Annotated in this window: 12 protein-coding genes; 10 read left to right on the top strand and 2 right to left on the bottom strand. The window is 72.5% G+C overall.

The genetic code is table 11. The annotated features are described in order from the left end of the window. Positions 1-13 precede the first annotated feature (13 nt). The 9 genes from AB0C20_RS09025 (at position 14) to AB0C20_RS09065 (ending at position 9,653) form a co-directional block, all read left to right on the top strand. Positions 14-541 (top strand): beta-ketoacyl synthase chain length factor, encoded by a 528-nt coding sequence (locus AB0C20_RS09025; RefSeq protein ID WP_357567685.1) that lies wholly within the window; start codon positions 14-16, stop codon positions 539-541. Further along, positions 538-2,154, top strand: coding sequence for a class I adenylate-forming enzyme family protein (locus AB0C20_RS09030; protein ID WP_357188571.1), 1,617 nt, complete (start codon positions 538-540; stop codon positions 2,152-2,154). The genes AB0C20_RS09025 and AB0C20_RS09030 overlap by 4 nt, the downstream gene beginning before the upstream one ends. A 22-nt stretch (positions 2,155-2,176) precedes the next feature. Then, the gene (locus AB0C20_RS09035; protein ID WP_357188573.1) at positions 2,177-3,415 is read left to right on the top strand and encodes a beta-ketoacyl-[acyl-carrier-protein] synthase family protein; all 1,239 of its coding nucleotides are present in this window, start codon (positions 2,177-2,179) and stop codon (positions 3,413-3,415) included. A gap of 75 nt (positions 3,416-3,490) precedes the next feature. After that, positions 3,491-4,582: a 4-hydroxyphenylpyruvate dioxygenase gene (gene hppD, locus AB0C20_RS09040; protein ID WP_357188575.1), complete on the top strand. Its 1,092-nt coding sequence runs from the start codon at positions 3,491-3,493 to the stop codon at positions 4,580-4,582. Between the two features lie 55 nt (positions 4,583-4,637). Continuing rightward, positions 4,638-5,567: a phytanoyl-CoA dioxygenase family protein gene (locus tag AB0C20_RS09045; RefSeq protein ID WP_357188577.1), complete on the top strand. Its 930-nt coding sequence runs from the start codon at positions 4,638-4,640 to the stop codon at positions 5,565-5,567. A 1-nt stretch (position 5,568) separates the two neighbouring features. Beyond that, positions 5,569-6,360 carry a DUF3050 domain-containing protein gene (locus AB0C20_RS09050; protein ID WP_357188579.1) on the top strand — a complete coding sequence of 264 codons (792 nt, stop codon included), beginning with the start codon at positions 5,569-5,571 and terminating at the stop codon, positions 6,358-6,360. Continuing rightward, positions 6,357-7,328, top strand: coding sequence for a thiamine pyrophosphate-dependent dehydrogenase E1 component subunit alpha (locus AB0C20_RS09055; RefSeq protein ID WP_357567677.1), 972 nt, complete (start codon positions 6,357-6,359; stop codon positions 7,326-7,328). The genes AB0C20_RS09050 and AB0C20_RS09055 overlap by 4 nt, the downstream gene beginning before the upstream one ends. Position 7,329: 1 nt before the next feature. Beyond that, the gene (locus tag AB0C20_RS09060; protein ID WP_357188584.1) at positions 7,330-8,298 is read left to right on the top strand and encodes a transketolase C-terminal domain-containing protein; all 969 of its coding nucleotides are present in this window, start codon (positions 7,330-7,332) and stop codon (positions 8,296-8,298) included. Continuing rightward, complete coding sequence (locus AB0C20_RS09065; RefSeq protein WP_357567678.1) at positions 8,295-9,653, top strand: hypothetical protein; 1,359 nt, start codon at positions 8,295-8,297, stop codon at positions 9,651-9,653. The genes AB0C20_RS09060 and AB0C20_RS09065 overlap by 4 nt, the downstream gene beginning before the upstream one ends. Before the next feature lie 70 nt (positions 9,654-9,723). Here AB0C20_RS09065 and AB0C20_RS09070 read toward each other — a convergent pair whose 3' ends face one another. Together AB0C20_RS09070 and AB0C20_RS09075 are read right to left on the bottom strand one after the other, a co-directional pair. Further along, complete coding sequence (locus AB0C20_RS09070; protein ID WP_357188588.1) at positions 9,724-10,428, bottom strand: SGNH/GDSL hydrolase family protein; 705 nt, start codon at positions 10,426-10,428, stop codon at positions 9,724-9,726. 39 nt (positions 10,429-10,467) lie between these two features. Then, on the bottom strand, positions 10,468-11,406 hold the full coding sequence (locus AB0C20_RS09075; protein ID WP_357567679.1) for a sialidase family protein: 939 nt from the start codon (positions 11,404-11,406) through the stop codon (positions 10,468-10,470). A gap of 219 nt (positions 11,407-11,625) precedes the next feature. On the opposite strand from AB0C20_RS09075, the gene AB0C20_RS09080 reads away from it, so the two are divergent. Next, the gene (locus AB0C20_RS09080; protein ID WP_357188593.1) at positions 11,626-12,201 is read left to right on the top strand and encodes a hypothetical protein; all 576 of its coding nucleotides are present in this window, start codon (positions 11,626-11,628) and stop codon (positions 12,199-12,201) included. The last annotated feature ends 13 nt before the right edge of the window (positions 12,202-12,214 follow it).

Consider the following 12,214-nt stretch of genomic DNA (forward strand, 5'->3'; position numbering starts at 1 on the left):
CGACCAAGCACCCATACCGACGACCGAAACCGCAAGATCGGCGGGGGAGAGGGCTCGGGCCTTCTGGCCCGAGGGTGGGGATATCGGGGGCAGCGCGGCGGGGGTGCCGGGGTTCGTGCACTCGGACTTCGCGCCGGTGGTGGTGGCCGTCGCCGAGCGGTGTCTGCGGCGGGGGTACGGGTCGGCGGGAGTGCCCGCCGGGGTGCGGACGGGAATCGTGCTGGTCACCGCCAGCGGTGATCTCGCCAGCGCCCAGCACGTACGGGCCACCGTCGAGGCCGGCGGACGGATCGGCCCGCTGTTCTTCTTCCAGTCCGTGCCCAACAGCGTCGCCGGGCACCTCGCGGCCCGCTGGGACCTGCGTGGCCCGGTGGTCTGCCTCAGCCCGACCGGCGACCCGTACACCGACGGTGTCGCCGAGGCCGACCTGCTGCGCGACGACGGCGACGCCGACGAGGTGTTGCTGATCCTGATCGAACAGGCACCCGACGGGCCCACCGAGGCGGTCGCGGTGCTGCTGGGGGGAGGAGCACGACCATGAGGACACGGGGACTGCGCGGCGCACTGGCCGCCGACACCGAGCTGGGTGCGGGCAACGTCCTGGCCCGGGTGCTGGCGCACGGCGCCGACCCGGACGGGCTCGGCCTGACCTTCGACACCGCCGTCGACGGGCACCCCGCCGAGACGCCGCTGACGCTGGGGCGGCTCGACGAGCGGGTCGCCGCCCGCGCCGCCTGGCTGCACGAACAGGGGGTACGCCCCCGCGACCCGGTCGCCGTCTGGGCCACCGCCGCCGCCGACATGGTGCTCAGTTACCTGGCGCTGGCCCGGCTCGGGGCGATCCCGGCGCTGATGAACGGCAAACTCCGCCCGGAGATCGCCGCCGAGTACATCCGTCGGCTGCGGGGCGTCGGTGTGCTGGCCGACGACGAGCACACCGCGCTGCTGGCCGGGCACGACCTGGGCGTACCAGTGCTCGGCACCCCCGCGCAGGCAGGCACGGGCGACCCGGCCACGGCCCCTGCGCACTACCGGCACCACCCGGACGACCCGATCGTGATCACCCACACCTCCGGGACGACCGGGGTGCCGAAGGCGGTGCTGCACTCGCACGCCAGCCTCTTCGCGGCCACCCGGCACCTGCTCACCATGCCGCAGGCGCAGGGCACCACCCGGATCCTCAACGCGCTGCCCGCACCGCACACCGCCACTGTGCTGATGGTCAACCAGGCGCTGGGCAACCGCGCGCAGATGTTCCTGCTCTCCGAGCAGGGCGGCGAGCGGGTGCTGGACGCCATCCAACGCTGGCGCCCCGACGGGGTGTTCGGTTTCTCGGTCACCTGGGCGGAGCTGGCCCGCTTCGACCTGTCCGGGTACGACCTGGACTCGGTGCGGCTGTGGTTCAACACCGGCGACGCCTCGCACGAGCCGCACATCCGCCGCCTGGTCGCTGTCGGTTGGCGCGACACCATCACCCGCGACGGGGTGGCGAAGGTGCCCGGCTCGGTCTTCATCGACGGGCTGGGTTCCAGCGAGATGGGGCACTCGATGTTCCACATCACCCACCGCGCCGACACCGACCGGTACGGCCGCTGCATCGGCCGCCCGTACCGGTTCGCCACAGTCGCGGTGCTCGACGCCGACGGCGAGCCGGTGCCGGTCGGCGAAGTGGGTTTCCTGGGCATCGACTCACCGTCGCTGTTCCGGGGTTACTGGAACGACTCGGTCACCACCTACCGCTTCCGCCAGCGCGGCTGGTACCTCACCGGTGACCTGGTCCGCGCCGACGCCGACGGCCGCTACTACCACCTGGACCGGGCGGTGGACTCGGTCGACGCCGGTGACGGGCGGCGCTTCTACACAGCGCTGTCCGAGGAGCGCATTCTCGCCGCCTGCCCGGACGTCACCGACTGCACAGTGGTGATCGTCGCCGAGGCCGGCGCGGTCGTCACCGACGTGCTGCTCGAGTTGGCCGCCGGCGCCGACGAGGCCGAGGACCGCACCGAGCGGGTCCGCGCCGCCCTCGGACCGGACGTCGGCGCCACACTGCGCAGGGTCGTGCCGGTGCGCTCCGCCGACATCCCGGTCACCGTGACCGGCAAGGTCCGCAAGGTGGTCCTGCGCGAGCGCTACCTCACCGAGGCCACGTCATGAGCGAGCGAAGCGGAGCGGCGGCGTGACCGCGTTGATCACGGGGATGGGTCTGTTCACACCGGTCGGGCGGGGCGTCGAGGAAACCTTCGACGCGCTGACCACGGGCCGGTCCGGGCTGACCCGCCCGCCCGAGGGGCACCCGGCGAGCACGTCGCTGGACGTGGCCGGCCTGCTGCCCGACATCGACCCACGCACAGTCGCGTCCGGGCCGGAAACCCGGGTGCTGGACCGGATCGTCGTCCTCGCCCTGCTCGCCGCCGCCGACGCTCTCACCGACGCCGGCATCGAGGTGGGCCGCGACGTCGACCCCGACCGGATCGGTGTGATCGTCGGTGGGGTCGGCGGAATGGCCACCCTTGAGTCGCAGGTGCTGGCGCGGGCGGCCCGGGGTCGGGCGGCGGTCAGCCCGTACCTGCTCACCGGGATCCTGCCGAACATGCCGGCGGCGCGGATCGCCATCGCGCACGGCATCCGGGGCTACAGCTCGTCGGTCGGCACGGCCTGCGCCTCCGGCGCCCAGGCGGTCGCCGACGGGGTGCGGCTCATCGCGACCGGAGAGGCCGACGTGGTGCTCTGCGGGGCCAGCGAGGCACCGCTCTTCCCGACCTTCGCCGACACCTTCGGCAACGCGCGGGCGTTGGCGCGCGCCGGCACCGACCCGGGCCGGGCGAGTCGGCCGTTCGACACCTCCCGCAGCGGGTTCGTGCTGTCCGAGGGTGCCGCGCTGCTGGTGCTCGAACGCGCCGAGCACGCCGCGGCGCGCGGCGTCGCCGGGTACGCCGAGGTGGCCGGCCACGGCGCGACGACTGACGCGTACCACCCGACCGCCCCGCGCCCGGACGGCGCCGGCGCGGCGGCGTGCATCCGCCGGGCGCTGCGCAGCGCCGGTGTGCCGGCGGCGGCGGTCGGCTACGTCAACGCGCACGGCACCGGCACGAAGCTCGGTGACGTCGCGGAGACCACCGCCCTGGCCGACGTCTTCGGCGTCGGCGGTGTGCCGGTCAGCTCCACCAAGGCCCTCACCGGTCACCTGCTCGGCGCGTCCGGGGTGCTGGAGGCGGCGGCCACCGCGTTGGCGCTCGGTCGGGGGCTGCTGCCGCCGACGTACCACCTCGACGATCCGGATCCGGCCTGCCCGGCGGACCACATCCGTGGCACGCCCCGCAAGGCCGACCTGGAGTACGCGGTCACCAACTCGTTCGGGTTCGGCGGCCAGAACGTGAGCCTGCTGCTGGCGCGCGTCGCCGAGCCGAGGGGGTGATCGAGGCGGCATCCCGGGCGGGGTGTGCCCGGACGGCAACGCAGGGGGAATCGGGTGGGAAGGGTTTCAGGGGACATGGACATCCGTGGTATCGACCACATCGAACTCTACGTGGGGGACGCCCGACAGGCGGCCTTCTACTTCAGCACCGCCGTCGGCTTCGAGATCTGCGGCCAGGGTGGTCCGGAGACCGGGCTGGCGGGGCAGCGCTCGCTGCTGCTCTGCCACGGCGACATCCGGTTGCTGCTCACCTCCGGGCTGAGCGCCGAGCATCCGGCGTCGCGGTACGTGCAACGCCACGGTGACGGCATCGGGGTCGTCGCCGTCGAGGTCGACGACGTGTCGGCCGCGTACGCCGAGCTGGTGGGTCGGGGCGCGACCGGGGTGACGCCGCCGACCACCCGCACCGGCGCGGACGCCGAGGTGGTGATCGCCGAGGTGGACGGCTTCGCCGACGTGCGGCACCGGCTGGTGCAGCGCCGGGGCGAGGGAGGCGAGTTCCTGCCCGGCGCCATCACCGCGGCGGCGTCCACGACGGACGGCCACCCGCCGGTGCTCGCCGAGATCGACCACCTGGCGGTCTGCGTGCCGCCCGGCCAGCTCGACGAGACGGTCCGGCACTTCGAGGCGCTGTTCGACTTCGCGCAGATCTTCGAGGAGCACATCGAGGTCGACGGGCAGGGGATGAACTCCAAGGTGGTGCAGAGCCCGTCCGGGCGGGTCACCGTGGTGCTGCTCGAACCGGACCGCACCCGGCGGCCCGGGCAGATCGACGCGTTCCTCGACCAGCACGCCGGTGGGGGAGTGCAGCACCTGGGGCTGCGCACCGACGACATCGTCGGCGCGGTCGAGGCGCTGGGCCGGCGTGGGGTGCGCTTCGCGGGCACCCCCGCCAGCTACTACGACGCCCTGGAGGCGCGGGTCGGTCGGATCGACGCCCCACTGCACCGGCTGCGTGAGCTGGGTGTGCTCGTCGACTCCGACCACGACGGCCAGCTGTTGCAGATCTTCGCCGAGTCGATGCACGTGCGTCGCACGCTCTTCCTGGAGCTGATCGAGCGGCGCGGCGCGCGGGGCTTCGGCAGCGGCAACATCAAGGCGCTCTACGAGGCCAAGGAGCGGGAACTGGCCGCCGTGGCGGCCACGCCACAGGGGGTGGGGGCGTGAGCGCGAGGAGTGAGCCGGGTTTGCGAGCCCCGCAGTCGCGAACCAAGGAGGCACAGTGACCGCAACGGAGTACGAGCCGACGTTGACCGCCGAGGAGCGGGCGCTGCTGCCGTCCGACGACGACGTGCGGCACTACGCCGAGCACGGCTGGTACCTGTCGGGAAAGGTGTTCACCGACGAGGAGGTGGACGCCCTCGCCGCCGCCACGCAGCGCTACTACGACGGGGAGCGGGACCGGCGGCTGCCGGTACGCCCACCGAAGCTGGCCTACTGGGAGCAGTCTTCGGGCCCGGTGCAGCGGCACAACGACTATGTCCACCACGAGCACGACGGGCTCGGCGCGATCCTGCGCAAGCCGCTGCTCGGCGCTGTCGCCGCCCGGCTCGCCCAGGCCGACGAGATCCGGGTCTTCCAGTCCACGCTGATCTACAAGCCGCCGATCTCCGGTGAGCCGAGCAACATCGTGCCCTGGCACTTCGACAAGCACTACTGGGCGTCCTCGTCGTCGGAGAAGATGCTCACCGCGTTCGTCCCCTTCCACGACTGCGGGGAGGAGATGGGCACCATCACGATGGTCGACGGTTCGCACCGGTGGAAGGAGATCGGCGCCGACGACACGGTGGTGCGGCACTTCGCCGACCGGGACCGCAGCCAGCTGGAGGAGATGCTGGCCGAGAACGCCGCGTACAACGGCGCGGAGATCCGCAAGATCCCGATGGTGATCCCCAAGGGACACGTGAGCTTCCACCACTGCCGCACCTACCACGGCAGCGGCCCCAACGTCAGCGGCCGTCCCCGACAGGCGATCTCGCTGCACCTGCAGGACGGCGACAACGCCTGGCGGGAGTATCCGCTCTCCGACGGCACGCTCGCCGCGTACAACCACGACGTGCTGGTCCGCCGCACCCACGACGGGCGGCCGGACTACGCGGACCCCGACTACTGCCCGGTCATCTGGCGCCACCGCGCCCAGCAGGGAGGCTGACATGTCACGGTACGACTGGGGTAGGACCCACCCGGGCATCGAGCGGTTGGAGCAGGCGGTGACCGACCGGCGCGACGCCGTGGTCAAGCACCCGCTCTACGCCAACCTCGACACCCACGAGGCGCTGGTCACCTTCATGCAGCACCACGTCTTCGCGGTCTGGGACTTCATGTCCCTGCTGAAGTCGCTGCAACGGCAACTGACCTGCGTCACAGTGCCGTGGATCCCGACCGGTCCGACCGGCAGCCGCCGCCTCATCAACGACATCGTCATGGTCGAGGAGAGCGACGAGCTGGGCGGCGGCTACATCAGCCACTTCGAGCTGTACGTGCAGGGCATGGCCGAGGCCGGCGCGGACACCACGGCGGTGAACGCGCTGGTCGACCTGCTGCGCGCCGGCCGACCGGTCACCGAGGCGCTCGCCGAGGCCGGGGTGCCGGCCGCGTCGGCGCGGTTCGCCGCGACCACCTGGCAGATCATCGAGTCCACCCCGGTGCACTGCCAGGCGGCGGCCTTCGCGTTCGGCCGGGAGGACCTGATCCCGGACATGTTCACCCAGGTCGTGTCGGTCAACGAGCACAGCAACCGGCTGCACACCTTCGTCGACTACCTGCACCGGCACATCGAGGTCGACGGCGAACAGCACACCCCGATGGCCATGCAGATGCTCGCAGACCTGTGCGGCGACGACGACAGCAAGTGGCAGGAGTGCGCCGACACTGTCAACACCGCCCTCGCCGCCCGGGCCCGGCTCTGGGACGACATCCTGGCCGCCATCAAGGGGCCCGCGTGACCGACGCCGACCCGGTCCGGCTCTACCGCACGGTCCGGCTGATCCGCCGGTTCGAGGAACGGGCGGTGGAGCTGGTCCACGGCGGGCAGATCGTCGGCGGCATCCACCCGTACCTCGGTCAGGAGGGGATCGCCGCCGGCGTCTGCGCCGCGTTGGACGCCGACGACGTGCTCGCCGGCACCCACCGCGGGCACGGGCACGTCCTGGCCCGTGGGGCCGACCCGGCCCGGATGCTCGCCGAGTTGTGCGGCCGGGTCACCGGCCTCAACGCCGGCCGGGGCGGCTCGATGCACGCCGCCGACCTGAGCATCGGCGTGCTCGGCGCCAACGCGATAGTCGGCGCCTCCGGGGCGATCATCACGGGCGCGGTCTGGGCCCACCGTCGCCGGGGCCGCGACACCGTAGGGGTGAGTTTCTTCGGCGACGGCGCTGTCAACGAGGGGATGCTGCTGGAGGCGTTCAACCTGGCCGCGCTCTGGCGGGTGCCGGTGCTGTTCGTCTGCGAGAACAACGGTTACGCCACCACCATGCCGGTCGCCGGCGCGGTGGCCGGCAGCATCGCCGGCCGGGCCGCCGCGTTCGACATCCCGGCCGTCCAGGTCGACGGTCAGGACCCCGAGACGGTACGCGTCGCCGCGTGCGCCGCCGTCGACCGGATGCGGGCCGGCGGCGGCCCCGAGCTGATCGAGGCCCGGACCTACCGCTTCGACGTGCACCACACCTTCGAACACGCGGTACGCCTCGACTACCGGCCACCCGACGAGGTGACCCGTGGTCGGGCCCGGGACCCGGTGCGCATCCAGGGGGAACGCCTCACCGACACCGACCGCGCCGCAGTGGACGCCGATGTCGAGGCGACCCTTGACGCGGCGGTGCGGTTCGCCCTGAGCAGCCCGGAACCCGACCCGGCCGACGCGATGACCTACCTGTACGCCAGCGGCCTGACCGCCCGCACCGGAGGTGGTTGAGGTGCCCCGACTGTCGTACCGCCGGGCGCTGACCCGGGCGCTCGGCGACGAGATGGCCCGCGACGAGGCGGTGTTCCTGCTCGGCGAGGACGTCCAGGTCGGGGCGTCGCTGGTGACCACCGGGCTGGCCAAGCGGTTCGGCACTGAACGGGTCCGTGACACCCCCCTGTCGGAGCAGGCGTTCACCAGCTTTGCCACCGGGGCGGCGCTGGCCGGGCTGCGGCCGGTGATCGAGTTCCAGATCCCGTCGCTGCTGTTCCTGGTCTTCGAGCAGATCGTCAACCACGCGCACAAGTTCCCGCTGATGACCGGCGGCCAGTGCAGTGTCCCCGTCACCTACCTGGTGCCCGGCTCCGGCTCGCGTACCGGGTGGGCCGGGCAGCACTCCGACCACCCGTACAGCCTCTTCGCCCACGTCGGCGTGGTCACAGTCGTGCCGGCCACCCCGGCCGACGCGTACGGGCTGCTGGTCACCGCGATCCGCCACGACGACCCGGTGGTGGTGTTCGCGCCGGCCGGCGCGATGGACGTGCGTGACGACGTCGACGACCTGGCGCCGGTGCCGCTGGGCCGGGGCCGGATCCACCGCTTCGGCGACGACGTGACTGTGGTCGCGATCGGGCACCTGGTGCACGACGCGCTCGCCGTCGCCGAGGAGCTGGCCGATCAGGTCTCGGTGGAGGTCTTCGACCCGCGCACCCTGTACCCGCTGGACATCGACGGTCTCACCGAGTCGGTGGCCCGCACCGGACGCCTCGTGGTGCTCGACGACGGCAACCGTGCCTGCGGAATGGCCGCCGAGATCATCGCGAGCGTGGTGGAGCGGGTCCGGCTGCTCGCCCCACCGCGCCGGGTCACCCGCCCGGACGGGGCGGTGCTGCCGTTCGCCCCGGCCCTGGACCGGGCCGTCCAGCCCGGCCGGGACCAGCTCGCCACCGCCATCCACCTGACAATGAAGGACGGATCATGATCGACCCGAACTATCCGTGGCCAGCGGCCGACCGGGCCTGGACCGACCTTCCGGAGCCGGCACGTCGGGCCATGGTGGCCAGTGGGGCGGCGGCCTGGGAGCAGGTCTTCCACGGCCGGGCCACCTACAACAAGCAGTGGCGGTTGGCCCGACCCCCGGTGCTCACCGCCGACGCCTGGCGGGAACTCAACGAGGTCTGCGACCGGCTCGCGCAGCTCATCCTCGACGCCTGCCGGCGGCGCGCCGGCACCGCCGGTGAGCTGCGCCGGCTGCTCGGCGTACCGGCGGGGGAGACCCGGCTGCTGGACGAGGCCGAGCCGCTGACCGAGGCGCTGCTGGCCGCGTACCGCCCGGACGTGATCTTCTCCGCCGGGGTGCCGAAGTTCGTCGAGTACAACATCGACAGCAGCCTCGGCGGCGGGTTCGACGCCGACACCGTCATCCAGCGGTACGAGGGCCTCTATCGGGAGCACGGCATCCTCGACGGCCTGCCGGTGCGGGCCGCGCCGTCGCTGTTGGACCAGCGGTTCGTGGCGATCCGTGAGGAGCTGCGCCTGCCCGACGGCGCCCGGGTGGCGCTGCTGATGGACTTCGACGGCGACTATCCGGGCCTCGACGACCCGCAGACGTTCATCCGGATCCTCGACCCCCTCGCCGTACGGGCCCGCGACTTCGGCATCGATCTGGTCATCGCCCCGGTCGCCACCGCCGCAGTGGACGCCGACAACCGCCTGGTCGTCGACGGCGCGCCGGTCGACGCGCTGTTCCGGTTGTTCGTGCCCAACCGGGTCACCCCGACCGCCGGCCTGGACGCGGTGACCGTGGCCCTCGCCGCCGGCACCCTACCGATGTTCGTGTCGGCGGCGGCCTGGCTGCTGGGCAACAAGACCACGTTCGCCTGGCTGTGGGAGGACGTGGACGGGCTGCCCGCCGACGACCAGGCGCTGATCCGCCGGCACGTGCCGTACACGGTGCCGTTGACCGCGGCGGTGCTCGACCGGGCCATCGCCGAGCAGGCCACGCTGGTGGCGAAGCCGGCCGACGGTTCGGCCGGGCACGGTGTCCTGCTCGGCCCGGAGCTGAGCGCGGCCGACTGGGCCGACGGTGTGCGCGCCGCCGTCGACCAGGGCGGCGCCATCCTCCAGGAGTACCTGCCGACGGACCGGGTGTCGATGGACTTCGTCCAGATCGAGACCGGTGAGACGGTCACCGCCGACGTCCCGTACTCCCTGGCCCCGTACCTGTTCGGTCGGCACGCCTCCGGCGGCCTGGCGAGGGTCGGCTACCCCGGCTGCGATGGCATCCTCAACCTGGCCCACGGCGTCCTCCTCACCGGAATCCTCCTGACCGACTAGACCCCGGCCCCACGCGGTGATCAAGAGGTTTCGGTCAACGGAGGCCAGCTTCCTGACGCAAACCTCTTGATCACCGAGGCGAGGGGTGGTGAGGCGACGGGTGGTGGAGCCGGGGGGAGAGGGTGCGGAGGGTTTGGGCTGTCGCTATGGCGTCGCTGCGGGCGCTGCCGTGGCGGCCGTCGGTGCTGTAGAGGGTGGGGTCGGCCGTCAGGGGATGGTCGGTCAGGTGCACGTGGATCGTGTTCAGGCGCTCGGCGAGGGTGGCCGTGTGGGCGGACAGGCGGCGCATGCGCTCGCCCAGACCGGGCCGGAGGTGCTCGGGCACCGCTGGGCTGTGCGAGACGTCGAACATGCCCACTGTGATCACGTCGGCGCCCACGTCGCGCAGCGCGATGATCATCGCGGTCAGCTCGACGTCCACCGCCTCCGCGTCGTACGCCGGGTGAAAGGCGTCGTTGCCGCCGCAGACGACCAGCGCGAGGTCCGGTGCGAAGGCCAGCGCCGGGGCGAGCTGGGTGGCCCGCACCTGGTGCGCGCGCAGCCCGCGTCGACCCAGATTCTGGTACGCCAGCTCGGGGCACACGGCCGTCAGCTCGGCGGCGACCCGGTCGACCCACTGCACGTCCGGGTAGCCCGGTGTCGGCTCACACATGCCCTCCACGACGCTGTCGCCGAGCGCCACGAATCGCCGCCACTGGTGCCCGTGCAGCAGTTCGGTGGCCTCCCCGGGGCCCAGACAGTGGGGGTCCGTCGATTCGGTGAGCGTCGATGGCATTCCGGCACGCTAGCCGACCGCCGGGCTGCCGGGCCAGGCTCAGCCGGTCAGGCTGACCTCGGCCAGGTAGACACAGGTCTGCCCCTCGTGCGACGAGTAGTAGCTCACCCACAGCAGGTCGTCGTGCCAGACCAGGCCGGGGTAGCTGGTGTCACCACCGGACGGCAACGCGACCAGCTCGGTCAGCTCGCCCCGGCCCGGGTCGACGACGCAGATCGCGGTGCGGACCTCGCCGTCGTGCAGGCGCACCCCGGCCAGCAGCAGCCCGTCGGGCAGTCGGAGCAGCGTCGGCCCGCCCACCTGGACACCCAGATCCGTCCAGGCCCAGTCCCGGTACGGCGGCATGGCCCTGCCGAGCTGCGCGCTCGCGGTGCCCGCGTCCCGCCGTAGCAGGCAGAGGGCGGTGCCGTCCGGGGTGAAGACCAGACCGGACTCGTTGGGGTACCCGTCCTCGAACAGCGTCGGCACCCACTGCCGCAGGTCCACACCGTCGGTGCTGCGGTAGAGCCGGGCGAACCTCGGCTCCCGGGTGGCGTAGCCGACGCCGTACATCGCGTCGTCGTGCCAGGCCGCCCGCCACACCCAGACGCCCGGCTCACCCACCGGGGTCGGATCGCCCCAGGTGTGCCCGTCGGTGGAGAGCCAGGTCACCGTCTGGAACGCCTTGATGGCGGCACCGGTGGCGGCCGCTGCGAGCAGTTGCAGCCGCCCGTCGGGTCGCGTCACGAAGCGCGGATCACGCAGGTCGGTGCCGGCCTGCGCGATGACCGTCGCGGAGGTCCAGGACCGGCCGTCGGTCGACGTCAGTACCCGGATCACGCCGTCGTCACTGAGGTGGGTGCGGGCCTCCCGGAAGGCGCAGAACCAGCTTCCGGCGTACCGGACGAGGTCGGTGAACGCGCTGTGCGGCGCGCTGTCGCCGATCCGACGTACGGCGGTGACTTCGCCGGTGCGGCGGCGGGTGGGTGACGACGTCATACGCGGCGGCCTCCAGGTGTGATGACGACGGTCGACGCTAGCCAGCCCCCGCCGACGCCCGGGCGACCAGCAACCGAACGTCCGACGAACAACGCACGGGCACTGTCGGATTGGCGTCGTGGACGACGCGGCGTCGGCGAGCTGGGGTGGGCTGCTGGCACCCAGCGCCCACGATGGGTGGTGGGCCGACGGCAGAACCCATCGGCGAGGGGAGTGACGATGCTCGGTTCGTTCCTGCAGGCCCTCGCGACGAAACTGGTCGAGGAGATCCTCAAGCTACTCGTTCAGTGGCTGGCGCCGAAGGCACTGCGGTCGGTGCCGCACCGCGCCTCGCCGAACTGCCCACGCTGCGGCGGGTACGGTGTCCGCCGCTGGGCGCCCGGCGGCATGTGGATGTTCCTGCCGTCGATGCTGGCCTTCGCCTGGGGCTTCGGTTTCACACTGCTCGGTGTGCCGGTGGTCGTGCTCACTGTGGTCGCCGTGCTGGTGTCCGACGGCGTCGGTGGAGTGCCGACGGCGCTGCTCGCGCCGCTCGGCCTGCTCGTCCCCGCCGCGCTGATGATCGCTGGCGCGTTCGGCCTGGCGTACTACCACAGCTACCCACCGAAGTGGTGCGCCCGCTGCCACGGTCGGTGGCCACGCCGAGACCGGGACGAATACCTCCGGGCATCGGCCCCGGTGGTGACCTGCGGCTGCGGTCAGCGGCTCCGAGTGCCCCGAACGGCAGCCGGGACGCGACTCCGCTGCCCGCGCTGCCGTACCGAACACGCCACCCCGGCTGCCGCCGGGCGCTGACGGGCCGGGGCCT

The sequence above is a fragment of the Micromonospora sp. NPDC048843 genome (assembly GCF_040649965.1).
GTDB classification, from domain to species: domain Bacteria; phylum Actinomycetota; class Actinomycetes; order Mycobacteriales; family Micromonosporaceae; genus Micromonospora; species Micromonospora hortensis.